Annotated in this window: 12 protein-coding genes; 10 read left to right on the forward strand and 2 right to left on the reverse strand. The window is 39.8% G+C overall.

Features of this window, described 5'->3' with window-relative positions:
- The first annotated feature begins 77 nt into the window (after nt 1-77).
- From mce to BM126_RS09345, 7 genes are all read left to right on the forward strand, one after another.
- Nucleotides 78-500, forward strand: coding sequence for a methylmalonyl-CoA epimerase (mce, locus tag BM126_RS09315; protein WP_090989245.1), 423 nt, complete (start codon nt 78-80; stop codon nt 498-500).
- Nucleotides 493-2043, forward strand: a complete 1551-nt coding sequence (locus tag BM126_RS09320) for an acyl-CoA carboxylase subunit beta (protein WP_071352718.1) — start codon at nt 493-495, stop codon at nt 2041-2043. Before mce ends, BM126_RS09320 begins: the two co-directional genes overlap by 8 nt.
- Nucleotides 2044-2202: 159 nt before the next feature.
- Nucleotides 2203-3324, forward strand: a complete 1122-nt coding sequence (locus BM126_RS09325) for a M20/M25/M40 family metallo-hydrolase (protein ID WP_090989417.1) — start codon at nt 2203-2205, stop codon at nt 3322-3324.
- A 180-nt stretch (nt 3325-3504) separates the two neighbouring features.
- Entirely contained in the window at nt 3505-3981 is a 477-nt protein-coding gene (locus tag BM126_RS09330) for a chemotaxis protein CheW (RefSeq protein ID WP_090989246.1), read from the forward strand.
- A gap of 901 nt (nt 3982-4882) precedes the next feature.
- The gene (locus BM126_RS09335) at nt 4883-5476 is read left to right on the forward strand and encodes a hypothetical protein (protein WP_177201374.1); all 594 of its coding nucleotides are present in this window, start codon (nt 4883-4885) and stop codon (nt 5474-5476) included.
- A gap of 66 nt (nt 5477-5542) precedes the next feature.
- On the forward strand, nt 5543-6883 hold the full coding sequence (locus BM126_RS09340; protein WP_177201375.1) for a DUF2642 domain-containing protein: 1341 nt from the start codon (nt 5543-5545) through the stop codon (nt 6881-6883).
- Between the two features lie 1039 nt (nt 6884-7922).
- On the forward strand, nt 7923-9242 hold the full coding sequence (locus BM126_RS09345) for a DNA polymerase IV (protein ID WP_090989248.1): 1320 nt from the start codon (nt 7923-7925) through the stop codon (nt 9240-9242).
- Between the two features lie 162 nt (nt 9243-9404).
- Here the strand turns inward: BM126_RS09345 and BM126_RS09350 are convergent, their stop codons facing one another.
- Nucleotides 9405-9791 (reverse strand): SET domain-containing protein, encoded by a 387-nt coding sequence (locus BM126_RS09350; RefSeq protein WP_090989249.1) that lies wholly within the window; start codon nt 9789-9791, stop codon nt 9405-9407.
- 405 nt (nt 9792-10196) lie between these two features.
- Between BM126_RS09350 and BM126_RS22300 the strand changes: the two genes are divergently transcribed.
- Entirely contained in the window at nt 10197-10358 is a 162-nt protein-coding gene (locus BM126_RS22300; RefSeq protein WP_177201376.1) for a hypothetical protein, read from the forward strand.
- A 395-nt stretch (nt 10359-10753) separates the two neighbouring features.
- The gene (locus BM126_RS09355; RefSeq protein WP_090989250.1) at nt 10754-11377 is read left to right on the forward strand and encodes an HAD family hydrolase; all 624 of its coding nucleotides are present in this window, start codon (nt 10754-10756) and stop codon (nt 11375-11377) included.
- A gap of 320 nt (nt 11378-11697) precedes the next feature.
- Here BM126_RS09355 and zwf read toward each other — a convergent pair whose 3' ends face one another.
- Nucleotides 11698-13191, reverse strand: a complete 1494-nt coding sequence (gene zwf / locus BM126_RS09360) for a glucose-6-phosphate dehydrogenase (protein WP_256213036.1) — start codon at nt 13189-13191, stop codon at nt 11698-11700.
- 249 nt (nt 13192-13440) lie between these two features.
- Here zwf and rnz point away from each other — a divergent pair, with 249 nt between their 5' ends.
- Nucleotides 13441-14373, forward strand: a complete 933-nt coding sequence (gene rnz / locus BM126_RS09365; RefSeq protein ID WP_090989419.1) for a ribonuclease Z — start codon at nt 13441-13443, stop codon at nt 14371-14373.
- The last annotated feature ends 145 nt before the right edge of the window (nt 14374-14518 follow it).

Raw genomic sequence — 14518 nt, forward strand, 5'->3', positions numbered from 1 at the left:
AGCAGGAATTATGACGATTTATACCGAATATTGTTATGTTGAAATAGTGGTAAATCTAAAGTTGGGAGCTGCTTGCCATGATTGAAAAAGTGGATCATATAGGGATAGCGGTAAAGTCGATTGATCAGGCGCTGCCGCTATATACAGAAACGTTTGGTTTAAAGCTGTTAGGGATTGAGGCAGTGGAAAGCCAGGGAGTGAAGGTTGCCTTCATCTCTGCAAATAATGTAAAGCTGGAATTATTGGAAGCGTTATCAGAGGACAGCCCTGTTGCTAAATTTATTGAAAAAAGAGGAGAAGGCCTCCACCATATTGCCTGGGGAGTGCAGGGGATTGAAGAACGAATTGCAGAAATAAAAAGCTCTGGGATAAAGATGATTGATGAAACTGCGAGAATAGGGGCTCATCAGGCAAGTGTTGCTTTTTTGCACCCCAAATCAGCTTCTGGCGTGCTTTATGAATTGTGCGAACCCAAAAAGGAGGAAAACACAAATGACTGACATCTATGAACAAATTAATGAGCTTTATGACAGGCGCAGGGAAGTGGAGCTAGGGGGCGGGGACGAAAGAATTGAAAAGCAGCATGAAAAAGGAAAGCTGACTGCGAGAGAGAGAATTGAGCTGCTTGTTGATCCAGGGACGTTCATCGAATTGAATCCCTTCATTGAACACCGAAGCAGGGATTTTGGCCTTGATAAGGTAAAGGGGCCTGGTGACGGAGTGGTAACCGGATACGGAAAAGTGAATGGCAGGGACATTTACTTATTTTCTCAGGACTTTACCGTATTTGGCGGGGCATTGGGCGAAATGCATGCAAAGAAAATTGCCAATGTCATGGACTTGGCTGCCAAGAATGGAGCCCCCTTTGTAGGACTGAATGATTCTGGCGGTGCCCGGATCCAGGAGGGAGTCGTTTCGCTGGACGGGTATGGACATATTTTCTATAGGAATTCGATTTATTCAGGAGTTATTCCCCAGATATCTGTCATAATGGGGCCGTGTGCGGGCGGGGCCGTTTACTCTCCTGCCATTACAGACTTTGTTTTCATGGTGGAGAAAACGAGCCAGATGTTTATCACAGGGCCAAAAGTCATTGAAACGGTTACAGGAGAAAAAATAAGCTCCGAGGACCTTGGTGGAGCGGATGTCCATAATACCATCAGCGGAAATGCCCACTTCAAGGGAGAGTCTGAAGAAGAAGTCCTGAAGATGGTGAGGGAACTGCTAAGCTATCTTCCGCAGAATAATGAAGAAAAGCCGCCGCGGCTTGAGGCTTCACAGGAAGATGACTATCGTCCGGATTTGACAGAAGTCATTCCATTTGATGGCCTTCGCCCCTATGATGTCCGGAAAGTCATTGAGCAGGTGGCTGACAGCGGATCCTTTATGGAAGTCCAGAAGAATTTTGCCAAGAATGTTGTTGTGGGACTGGCAAGAATCAAGGGGGAGACGGTAGGTCTTATCTGCAATCAGCCTAAGGTATTAGCAGGAGGGCTGGACATCGATTCCTCCGACAAAGCGTCAAGGTTTATCCGGTTTTGTGATTCGTTTAATATACCACTTATTACCTTTGAAGATGTTTCTGGATTTTTTCCTGGTGTCAAACAGGAGCACGGAGGCATTATCCGCCATGGAGCTAAAATCCTGTACGCATATTCAGAGGCCACTGTGCCTAAATTAACCGTTATCCTAAGGAAAGCATATGGAGGGGCGTACGTAGCATTGAACAGCAAATCCATTGGAGCGGATCTTGTTTTTGCCTGGCCAAATGCCGAAATTGCGGTAATGGGCTCCCAAGGGGCTGCCAATATTATTTTTGCGCGTGAAATCCAGAACAGCGAAAATCCTGAAGAGACACGTGCCGAAAAAATCGAGGAGTACAGGCAGAAGTTCGCAAATCCATATGTAGCAGCGAGCCAGGGAATGGTCGATGATGTGATTGACCCCCGTGAAACAAGGATCAAGCTTATCCAATCGCTTGAAATGCTGAGAAACAAGAAAGAATCCCGGCCGTTTAAAAAGCACGGTAATATACCGCTTTGATGATCAGAAGAAAAAAAACGGAATATTTGCCGAGCATCTGTTTTTAGCAGTATACTAAAGGTGGGATTATACATATTGCTAAAAAGCAGACAAATTAAACAGAAGTGCAGTATGAATGTATCAGCATACTGCCTGAAAATTTTTGGAGGTTTTGCCGGGATGATTAATGAAGATCGTTTAGTAAAAGAATTTATGGAATTGGTGCAAATCGATTCTGAAACAAAATTTGAAACAGAAATTGCAAAAGTGCTTAAGGAGAAGTTTTCAAGCCTTGGAGTAGAAGTTTTTGAAGATAATACTACTGCACAAACAGGCCATGGAGCGGGCAATCTGATTTGTACTCTTAAAGGTACGAAAGAAGGAGCAGATACCATCTACTTTACTTCTCACATGGATACCGTAGTTCCTGGCAAAGGAATCAAACCGTCCATTAAAGATGGTGTGATCGTTTCTGACGGCACAACAATTCTTGGTGCCGATGATAAAGCAGGGCTTGCTGTTATGCTTGAGACACTCAAGGTGATCAAAGAGCAAAACATTGCACATGGAACAATTGAATTCATCATTACAGTCGGAGAGGAATCCGGTCTTGTTGGGGCTAAGGTTTTGGACCGTTCATTAGTTACGGCAAAATTCGGCTATGCGCTTGACAGCGACGAGAAGGTTGGAAACATTATTGTAGCTGCTCCTACGCAGGCAAAGGTTTCTGCTGTCATCACCGGCAAAACAGCCCATGCGGGTGTTGCTCCTGAAAAAGGTGTATCAGCAATTACTATTGCTGCTAAAGCCATTTCCAGGATGCCTCTTGGACGCATCGATTCAGAAACAACGGCTAATATTGGACGCTTCGAAGGCGGCCAGCAAACGAATATCGTATGCGACCATGTTGAGATTTTAGCAGAAGCACGTTCCCTTGTGCCTGAAAAAATGGAAAAGCAAGTGCAAAAGATGAAAGAGGCGTTCGAATCAGCTGCAGAAGAAATGGGCGGCCGGGCTGAAGTTGATGTGAAAGTCATGTACCCTGGATTCAAATACGGTGCAGGTGACCATGTAGTGGAAGTGGCAAGAAAAGCTGCCGAAAAAATCGGCCGTCCTTGCGAATTGCTGCAAAGCGGAGGCGGAAGTGATGCTAACGTAATCGCCGGATTTGGAATTCCCACTGTCAACCTTGCTGTTGGCTATGAAGAAATCCACACGACCAATGAAAGCATTCCGGTTGAAGAACTAACTAAGCTGGGAGAAATGGTCATTGCCATCATCAAGGAAGTAGCAGGCGAATAATCAATGAAAAAGAGAAATTCCTGTCATAGGAGTTTCTCTCTTTTTCTGATTTTTATGGTAAAATAGTCACGGAAGAAAAGGGGACCGTTTAGGTTAATTTGACTAAGCTCCTTTTTAAAAACTGGAAAATAGCAGACAAGATTAACAGTTCCTATTAAAAAGATTGCGGGTGATGACGTGATGAAGGATTCGCGGAAAATTGTGGTGATTACATCCGGGGAAGAAGAATTTGGTTTGCCTATTGAAACGGTGCAATCCATTGAAAAGCCTGAGAGCTTAACGGCAATCCCCCATTTCTCCGATACTGTCGAAGGAATGGCAGCCATCAGAGGTACGCTGATTCCCATGATTTCTATTCAAAAGGTTTTGTTCCCGTATAAAAAACCTTTGGAAAAACAGGGAAAGTGGATATTATTGAATACAGATGGCATGACGATGGGGCTTATTGCGGATGATGCCCGCGAAATCCTCGATATTGCACTGGAACAAATTAAGGTAGCAGGTTTCCTGGGCTATCAAAAAACAAAATACATAACAGGTGTAGCCGACCTGGGTGAAGGCAGGCTGATTTCCATTATTGACCCCCAGGTGTTATTCCAGTCAATAGAAGGAATCAGCGGCATAGAAAATTACATATTAAACCAGCAATCGGGCTGATGAATGGCCCGTCAATTAAGACGAAGTGCAGGATGCAGTCTTGTCCTTCTGTTTTTGGAAAAGAGCGGAGAAAATTTATTTTCTCCGCTCTTTTCCGAAATCTTGTTATCATTCCGTTTGTGCCGGCGAATCATGTTCACTTATTCTTACAGGATCTAATACTCACTTTTATTTTCCATAGTTAGTCACCTTCTTTGAGGGCCGCATATGAAACGAGAGACTGCGTTTCAATGATTGAAAAGGTCTCCAGACTACATTTTTCGAAGCTGCTGCTAATTCATATACTACTGCATCTTCCAATCCATCTAAGGCGGCTTAATTGGTTTACAGTTGCTTGTTTTTCTGGAAGAGCCCGATACGGCTGTATAAACCATCTAAGTATAGTACTTTTCCCTGATTCAGCGATTGATCTTCTTCAAAAAATACACCTGTAGGTTCACTCCACCTTCTTTTAAAATTCATAAAAAGTTAGGTTATCCAACCTTAATTTTCCCTGTTTTCTATTTGCTGAATGCAAAGCTTGATCCTCCGATTTATTTTCTTACCATTTTCCGGCTTTCCTTAGCGAAACAGTTCTTGTCCATATTTTTAGCGGAATTTCCTCTATAAAAAGCCCCTTGTCTTCAGTGTAAATCTTCGTGTATCAGTATTGGGGGGATTAAAACCCCGGTGTTTGGTGTTTTGAAATTCGATAATCCAAAGTGGCACCTAATGGCTTAGGCTATTCTTCTTACAATCATTAAAGCCATAAAATTACACCGTATTACGATAGGCCGAATACACATTTTTATGTAATTTCAGTCTTATTGAAGAGAAAATAGTCTTTTATCTCGTTCCAATGTCCTTCCATGACACATATTAATACAGGGAAAATGATTATCGAGGAAGGGGAAAAATATTGATGAATAAGGAATTGTTTACTCATATGATTGGCAAGGTTCTCAGGGTAGATAGGGGGGGTCCGGAATCTAGGACAGGATTATTATTAGGCATTTCAGATGACCATTTGGCGATATTAACTGAGCAAGAAGGTGTCATCTACTATAAAACTGATCATATTAAAAGTATTACTGAGAATGTAAAAAAAGGATTCGAGTTTAAAGTTGAGGTCCCTGAGGATTTTTCTTATAAAACAGCTTCAAATTTTAAATGCTTACTTGATGAACTTAGAAATCATTGGGTAAATATTAACCGTGGCGGCCCAGAGAAACTTGAAGGAATACTTTGCGATATAAATGATGATTTCGTTACGGTATTTTTAAACGAAGAAGTTATCCGCCTGGCCATGTTCCATATCCGCAGTATCAGCTATGGGGAAAAAGTGGAAAAAGAAGATGAAAAGGCAGGAAATAATCAAGATAAGAACTCAGATAAAAACTCAGACAAAAATTCAGATAAAAACTCAGACAAAAACTCAGATAAAAATTCAGATAAGAAATCAGATAAGAACTCAGAAAGAAACTCAGATAGAAGATCAAGAGAAAAGAATAAATAAATTATCCCATACTTGTGTCGCTTCTATTAGAGAAGCGACCCTGCCTATATTAAGGAGGGCACTAAGTTGATAAAACCAAATTTTTACAAGGAACTTCATCAACTGATAGGTTTTAATATTAGTATCATTTCAAATAATCAAAATGTTCATAATGGATTCTTGCTTGATGTGAAAAATGATTTTCTTGTCATTCAAATGAATCAAGCTAAAGAATGTTATTTTAACTTAAATCAGATTTATGCAGTGTCTAAAAATACCAGAGATTTCAAGAGTAAAGTCTTTGATTACAATTCAACACAGAAACAAACCTTTATAGAATTACTAAATGAATTAAGACATCAGTGGGTGACAGTTAATGGAGATAGTATTCTGTCCTTTGAAGGGTTATTGGGTACTGTAACGGATAATTATATCGAGTTATTTAATAAGGATAAACAATCTTATATCCAATTATCTAATATACATTATATTTTAAAAGGTATCAATAAGAGGGAATCGTCCGAGAATAAACAACAGGAAAACAGGGAGGGAAAAACTGATAATAAACAGTCAGAAGCAAATCAAGGAAAGGAATTTAATGCTGAACTAAAGGAAGAGAGTGATGCATTAGATCCTAAAGTGAATGAAGTGTCAGCTGCAATCCTTGAAAAAAGTGAACATCTGGAGGTTTTAGCTGAAGTAAAAGAAGAACCATCTGCTCAATCTGGAATGGCTAAAGATCAAGAAATTTTATCGGAAGCAAATCAAGGAAAGGGATTTAATGCTGAGCTAAAGGATGCATTAGATTCGAAAGTAAATGAAGAGTCAGCTGCACATCTTGAAAAAAGTGTTCGTCAGGAGGTTTTACCTGAAGTAAAAGAAGAACCATCTGCTCAATCTGAAATGGCTAAAGATCAAGAAGTTTTATTAGAGGTAAATCAGGGACTTGAAGTATTAACACAGCTAATATCAGCGGTTACCCGCGAAGGAAAAAGCGGACAACATGGAGTTTCGCCTGGATTCGAACAACCAGGTACTCGATCTAAAGAACATAAAGCGGACAAATATCAGGCCGAAACAATTGAGGATACGGCTGAATATAAGGAACAAATATCCACTGAAAAAAAGAAAAAAAACATAGAAGTAAGTAAGAAGGAATTTTCTTCATCAAATAATAAAAAGAATATACAATCTGCAATCCAAGAAAACCAGGCAGAAGAAAGCTTGAACTCAGTCCCTCAGGAAACTATCGAGGAATTGCCAGAAACACATGATCCTAAAGAAAAAAGAGCAATGATCATTCAGACATTAATGAAGTCCAGTGAAAAAATGTTTACAGAAAATAGCATGCAAGAATCCCAATTTTCTTCTTTGATGAAGTATGCTCAAATAATCCACAGAAGAAAAGACAAACGGGTTAATCCTTAAAATGATGATGCAGTTTTCTATGATTGGAGGAGTTTTCTATTCTGTTTTTGCAGAACCTCAAAACTATTTTAAGAAAGATCTTCCATTGAAGTCCCAAAGTACCTGTAAAATGGGATTAGACTCCTTCCATCTATGTGCAAACTCCTCGATTCGATTTTAAACGGCAATCCGGTGATATGTTTTACTATCTTCATTGTACCCCGGGTAAGCCTCTTTTTACGTACACCATTTGGGTCTCTTTGGAATTGGCCGGTATGGCAGTATCAATCCCTCTGATATGACTGGGATGCTTATAAATCAAAATGGGTTTGAGCGATATAGTAAAGTACACACCATGGGATGTTGTTTTATTTGCTTTCAGCTTTCAATATGTTCGTTTTAACATATGCTGGTAATTCAGCATTTTAAAATTCTAAATGATGGACAATCCATTCAGCGCTTTTATACTAATGGGAAAGTTATAACTTTTATATCCAATTTACTCAATAATCTTCCTGAAGTTATGTTTAGGGACTTTGTCGATAAGATTCCTCATTCAGTAAAAAATGCTTATTTTGCTAACTTGGCTTGGAGCAATATCGATACTTTGATAACGTCTTTTGGTACACTGGCTGCAAAGTAATGAAGTTCAATTTTGGTGTTTTTTGGGGCTGCTTGGTTATTAATGCAGTAAGGAGGGATGAAAAATCATATCTATGATGTATATTTACATCTACATCATAATTAAACAGATTACCTGCCGTGAATAAAAGGCAGCAAAGACGCTGCTTTTTTACATATTCTCAGTATCATTCATAACCTTAATGATATTAGCAGATGGCAAAAACCCTGCCTTCTTTAAAAAAATCATCTGGACACATAGATATTCAGTGAAATCTGCAAGCTTGCTAGTATCATTACCCTTTATACATCTGAAAACCAGTTCTGATAATCAAGGCGCTCTTCTTTAGTCAGCGTAAACCAAATGAGTGTTCTGGAATTTCGCTTATAATCTGATACAATAGTGAAAGGATATTAGGTGTATAAGGAAGTGGCAGTTTTGAAGGAAATGTATCCAAAAAAAGGAAGAGTTATTCTTCATGTCGATATGAATAGTTTTTATGCTTCTGTTGAAATGGCTTATGATTCGTCACTTAAGGGAAAACCCCTTGCCATAGCCGGCAATGTGGAAGAGCGGCGGGGAATTATTGTCACCTGCAGCTATGAAGCGAGAAAATTTGGCGTAAAGACAACAATGCCCATTTGGGAAGCCAAGAAGCTTTGTCCTCAGCTCATTCTTCAAAAGCCTAATTTTGAACGGTACCGGAAAGCGTCACTCGCAATATTTGATATTCTAAGGCAATACACAGAACAGGTTGAGCCGGTATCCATTGATGAGGGATATCTGGATATAACCGAATGTGCACCGCTAGGCTCACCGCTTGAAATTGCCCGCAGTATTCAGCAGCGTATATTAGAAACAATGGACCTGCCCTGTTCGATCGGTATTGCCCCAAATAAATTCCTTGCCAAAACAGCTTCAGATATGAAAAAGCCAATGGGCATTACCATATTGCGCAAACGGGATGTTCCGGCTAAGCTTTGGCCGCTTGAAGTTGGCGAAATGCATGGAATCGGAAAAAAAACAGCGGAAAAGCTTCATTCGATAAATATCATGACAATTGGAGATCTGGCAAAGGCCCAGGAGTTCTCTGTTAAGAATCTGCTGGGGATAAATGGAGTGCGTTTAAAGGAACGTGCAAACGGCAATGACGGGCGTCTGGTTGATCCAGAATCCATACATGACCATAAAAGCGTCGGCAATTCAACCACACTGCCAAAAAATACATCCAGCGAAAAAGAGCTGGTTGCCATTCTTGGCAAGTTATCTGAAAAAGTGGCAATACGGCTCAAAAACAAAGGGCTCGTCGGCCAAAAAATTGGAGTGACCATCCGTTACGGAAACCTTAAAACGATTACTAGAAGCAAGCTCACTCCAAATCCTGTATGGTTAAAGGAGGATATTCATGCTCTTTGTGCGGATCTCTTCAGAAAGAATTGGGACGGAGAGAAGGTAAGGCTGCTTGGTGTAACTGCATTTGAAGTGAAAGAAAAAGAAACCGCCTCTTTGCAGCTTGATCTTTTTTCCTTTGAAAACGAAGCTAAAAAAGAGCCCTTGTACAAGGCAATGGAACAGCTGCAGACTAAATTCGGGAAAAGCATCATAAAAAGGGGAGTCGGCACAGCTCCTGACCCAAAGACCGCGGCTATTGGCACAGAAACAAGCTTTAACAAAGATTTATTTGACAATTTTGCTCTTAAAGACACAAACACTAAGGATGTTAAAATAGATAAAAAGCAAAAATGGGATCAAGACTGACGATAAGTGAAGACGGCTCTCTTGCTGTTTTTTAATGTGTTCTTGAGGCGAATCCATTGTAACATCAGCCCTGTTCCATGTCAGCAATGTTTACGAAAATAGACATAAAGAAAAACACACAGCTGGCCATATATTAGGCCTCTATGTGTTTTTTATTGGAGCTTATTTTTCTTCTTCTTTATTAAACCATAGTGGTTCATTGTCATCCACATCACCGTTATAGTTAATAAGAATTTCCTCTCCTGCTTTTATATCCTTATATGCATAAAAATCAAAGGTGTGGTTTTTAAAGTTGATATCATACGTGGCATTCGGTTCGTATGAATGGTTAAATAGCATGCCATATCCCAGCAGGATTGCTGTATGGTTCACGCCGTATTCAAAAGCATAATCATCAAGCAGCGTTTTTTCGATGTGAACATGCTGCTCATTAGGATAAGATATAACCGGTGCTTCGTGAATCAGTTCACCTTTTGCTATATCGGTTTTTGCAAACACGCCTCTATTGAATTCTCCGTCGCTGAGCGGAGATGTTTTAATTTCTATCATGAGCTCACCTGCAATCTTTTCTTTTAAGTGTCTTACCTTTCTAATAGTGAAGGTTTATGTCTAAGAAAGCAACTGTTTTTAGCAGCTAATTCAGTAAAATTGTGCACTTCCATAGCAAACACAATTGGAGACAGGGACATGAATAACAAATGATTATTTTTTTATTAGTGTATAGTAGTCAGGCGGGACTGGCAGAGAAATAAAAAAACAGGGTAATATCCCTATATTAAAATAGGCCGGTTGGGATTTTTCTGCAGTAATTTTTTTATATAAGATTAATAATATGTTTGCTTTCTTTAAAAATGGGGATATGGATAGTAAAAGAATTTTACGGCCACTCACAAGGAAACGGGCAATCATACATACAATAGCATGATGGCTTTAAAAAGAGGAGTGATTGTTGTTATGATCTGGGTTATTATATTTGTATTCTTGCTGTTAATCGGAATCGAGACAGGAATATCACATTGGATTAATTCAGAAGTTAAACAGCACAAACCTCTTCATAAAAGTAAAGAGATTGTGCATGTCATAAAAGAGAAATTTCTTGGAAATAAAGTTTCATAGTCCCGAAGAAAAGGATGCCTACTCTGTAAAATTAAAGATATATAATTACTTATTTCTTTAATTATAGAGTGGGTTTTAATAAAATGTTTAACATTTTATTATTTAGAGGTATATCACAAGTCACGTGATATGCCTTTTTATTTTAGTTAGACCCCTATATGACCTCATTTACTACCACGAAAATACAGAATAGTTTTTTACTTACAGTAACATCGTTAAGGTAAAAATGAATATTATGATAAATTACTTGTATTTAGGGTGATGAATTAATGAAAGATTACACTGTTAAAGGGGTATCAGAACTCGTAGGAAAACACGAAGAAACGTAAAACGGCGGACTTGATTACGTTAAAGTGTTTATATAATTAGAAATTATGGAGGGGGAGGGATAAGGATTGTTTCAATATGTGATTTTTGACGTGGATGGGACCATATTAGATACAGAAAAAGCTATATTAAAATCTTTACAAAAAGTTTTAAAAGAAGAGGGCAAAGATTATCAATTAGAGGATTTAAGATTTGCTTTAGGAATACCAGGAAAAGAAACATTACGAAGACTGAATGTGATGGATGTGGAACGTGTTCACCCAAAGTGGTCAGAGACTGTACTAGAATTTTCTCACGAGGTAAATGTTTTTTCGGAGTTAGAAAGTGTTATAAAAACTTTATCAGAAAGCCCTGTCAGAACTGGTATTGTGACTTCAAAAACCAAGCAAGAGTTAATTGATGAATTTGAACCGTTTGGATTGAGTTCTTTTTTTTCTTACACAATATCTGCAAGTGATACTGAAAAACATAAGCCGCATCCTGAACCCTTATTAGCCTGTTTAGATGGGTTAAATGCTAATCAAGATGAAACAGTATACATTGGAGATTCTATATATGATATGCAATGTGCAAAAAGTGCAGGTGTTAAGTTTGCCCTTGCTTTATGGGGGGCTAAAACAAATGAAGGATTTGATTCAGTAGACTTTGTATTAAAGGAACCGAAAGATATTTTAGATTTAATAAAAATGTGAAAGCTAAATGGCTTGTTTGTGCAAAACAAATGCAATCAATTGCACAGCACTTAAGAAAAAAATCTGTGATGAATTGTTCTTAAACTATAGGGTGCTTTTGTGCAACAACACGAAAAATTTGTTGTAGTTGTAAATGAGGTTGTATGTAGTCCGAAAAAAAGGATAGATAATACAGATTATAGTCTGTTTATATCTATCCTTTACTTTTGTATTAAGATGTTTAACATTTTATATTATTCTTTGACTTAACACGTGTTTTTAGTAGTTACTTTATACTTCAATAAAAGCGCATGGCATCCTTTTTCACTGCTGAAAGCTGATCAGCCGCCAGATTCCAGCTTTTCGATGGGCCACCAAAAATGCCCGTCTTTTTTCAGCAATTCATTTGCGCACTCCGGCCCTTTTGAACCCGAAGGATAATTCGGGAAAGATGAATCCTTTTCGGTTTCCCAGGCTTCAGAAATGCTATCGACGAATTTCCAGGAAAGAGCAACCTCATCCCAATGTGTAAAGTTCGTGGCATCGCCTCTCATACTGTCGAACAATAGCTTTTCATATGCCTCGGGCGTATTGATTCTGTCAATGCTGTTATTGGATGCGGCTAAAGTTATTGGAGTTGTTTCAATATCTTTTCCGGACTTTTTGGCATTCAGGTGAAGGGTGATTCCTTCATCTGGCTGGATATGAATAACAAGGAGGTTAGGATTAAGCACCTGTTCTGCCCCGTAATATAAATTCATAGGAATGTCCTTGAATTGAACGACAATGGCAGTGGATTTCGCTTCAAGCCTCTTCCCTGTACGGATGTAAAATGGCACGCCAGCCCAGCGGAAATTATCAATTAAAAGTTTGCCGGCTACAAATGTTTCTGTATTGGAAACAGGATTTACATTTTGCTCATCACGATATGCTGGCAGTTCCTTGCCACCGGCAGAACCTGATCCATACTGTCCCCGGACAAAATAATTCTTCACATCATCTTTTGCCACCGGGCGCAGAGAACGAAGCGCTCGCACCTTTTCACTCCGCACTTCATCATCCGTTAAACGGATAGGGGGCTCCATGGCAAGGAGGGCTACCATTTGAAGCAAATGATTTTGCACCATATCCCGGAGGGCACCGCTGTTTTCATAATACCGGCCGCGCTCTTCCACACCTAGTGTTTCACTTGAGGTGACCTGGATATTCGAGATATACCGGCTATTCCATAGCGGCTCAAAAATGGCATTTGAAAATCGGATCACTTCAATATTCTGTACCATTTCTTTGCCGAGGTAATGGTCGATCCGGTAAATTTCCTCCTCGGAAAAGGCACTGCGGATTTTTTCGTTGAGTTCTTTTGCAGACTCGAAGCTGTGGCCGAACGGCTTTTCAATCACTAATCGTTTATACCCTGCTGTGTGTGTGAGCCCTTGTGCTTTTATCTGTTCTGCAATCGTCCCGAAAAACTCCGGTGCCATTGCCAGGTAAAAAATACGATTCCCCAAAAGCCCATACTGGGCATCTAGCTTCCCGGCAATATCCTTTAATTGAATATAAGATTCAGAGCTTGTTACATCATGTGAGTGATAATAAAAATGTGAAGCAAATTCTTCTGCATGATCCTGACTGCCAGCAAAGTTTGCCAAAGATTCCTTGACGTTTTCCTGAAATTGTTCATTAGTCAAAGTTCTTCTTGCTACGCCGACAACTGCAAACTTATTTAAGTTTCCTTTTTGAAATAAGCGGTATATCGATGGAAACAGTTTTCGCTTTGCGAGATCTCCAGTTGCTCCAAAAATCATAATCAATCCGGATGGTTTATCATTTTCCATGAGCAGATTACCTCTTTTCCATATGAAGTTTTTATTTGCATTCTATAATTTGTGATCCTTCCATTTTAGAGTTTGCGAATCAGGAAATCAAAGAAAGTGCTTTCTTTGGGTAAAATTCAAATTTATCCCTTTAGCGCTGATTTCCCGGAAAATAGATTCGCTGTTCACAGTATGCCAGTGCACGGATTTATGCGGGCACCCGATTATGTTATAGTTAAAAAAAGAATTCTCGTTATCGGAGGTATCACTGTGGATTTTGTTTTTTTAGGCACTGGAGCAGGTGTTCCTGCTAAATCCCGAAATGTTTCATCCATTGCCCTTCAGCTTTTAGAGGAACGGGGAACGGTCTGGCTTTTTGACTGCGGGGAAGCCACTCAGCATCAAATAATGAAGACACCTGTAAAACCCAGGAAAATTGAAAAAATCTTTATCACCCATCTTCATGGTGACCACATATACGGGCTTCCTGGTTTAATCAGCTCCCGGTCCTTTCAAGGCGGAACTGAAGAACTGGCCGTTTATGGCCCAAAAGGAATTGCAGACTTTATTAAGGTAAGCCTTTCAGTCAGCGGCACCCATCTGAAATATCCGCTGAAAATTGTTGAAATCGAGCAGGGCGTGATTTATGATGATGGCCAATTTACCGTGACCGCTTTGCCTCTGGATCATGGAATATACAGTGTAGGATACCGGATCGAGGAAAGTGACCGGCCAGGAAGCCTTCTTATAGAAAAACTGCTGCAGGATGGGGTGGCGCCTGGTCCTCATTTTAAGACGCTGAAAAATGGGGAAATCGTTACGCTTGATGATGGCAGAGTTTTAAATGGTAAGGATTATATCGGCAAGCCGCAAAAGGGAAGAGTTATCAGCATACTCGGAGATACTAGAACATGTGAAAATGCCAGGGTGCTTGCAAGTCACGCAGATTATCTTGTCCATGAAGCGACTTTCTCCGCCAGCGAAGCTGAAATGGCCCATGATTATTTCCACTCGACAACCGCCCAGGCCGCCTGCACGGCAAAGCAGGCTAATGCCAGGCACTTAATTTTAACTCATATCAGTTCACGCTATACTGCGGAAGATGTGCTTCTGCTTGCAGAAGAAAGCAGGGAGATATTTCCGGAGACCATCGTTGCGGAAGACACCATGATGGTAAAAATTCCTTTATATAACGGCAGCTAGACAGGAAAACAACCGAAACCATTGCAATCAGGCTAGTATGTTCTGTATCATTAATAGTGCTATATTCTTTTATTAAGACTGACTCGTAAACTTTGCTGCAGGAAACAGGGATCTGATTTTTGCTCCAGTATGCCTGTAATCAGGC

The sequence above is a fragment of the Bacillus sp. OV322 genome (assembly GCF_900112495.1).
GTDB lineage: Bacteria > Bacillota > Bacilli > Bacillales > DSM-1321 > Peribacillus.

Bases quoted from the DNA above. Each gene is read 5' to 3' on its own strand.
- mce (WP_090989245.1), top strand. From the start codon at position 78: ATGATTGAAAAAGTGGATCATATAGGGATAGCGGTAAAGTCGATTGAT.
- BM126_RS09320 (WP_071352718.1), top strand. From the start codon at position 493: ATGACTGACATCTATGAACAAATTAATGAGCTTTATGACAGGCGCAGG.
- BM126_RS09325 (WP_090989417.1), top strand. From the start codon at position 2,203: ATGATTAATGAAGATCGTTTAGTAAAAGAATTTATGGAATTGGTGCAA.
- BM126_RS09330 (WP_090989246.1), top strand. From the start codon at position 3,505: ATGAAGGATTCGCGGAAAATTGTGGTGATTACATCCGGGGAAGAAGAA.
- BM126_RS09335 (WP_177201374.1), top strand. From the start codon at position 4,883: ATGAATAAGGAATTGTTTACTCATATGATTGGCAAGGTTCTCAGGGTA.
- BM126_RS09350 (WP_090989249.1), bottom strand. From the start codon at position 9,791: ATGATAGAAATTAAAACATCTCCGCTCAGCGACGGAGAATTCAATAGA.
- BM126_RS22300 (WP_177201376.1), top strand. From the start codon at position 10,197: ATGATCTGGGTTATTATATTTGTATTCTTGCTGTTAATCGGAATCGAG.
- zwf (WP_256213036.1), bottom strand. From the start codon at position 13,191: ATGGAAAATGATAAACCATCCGGATTGATTATGATTTTTGGAGCAACT.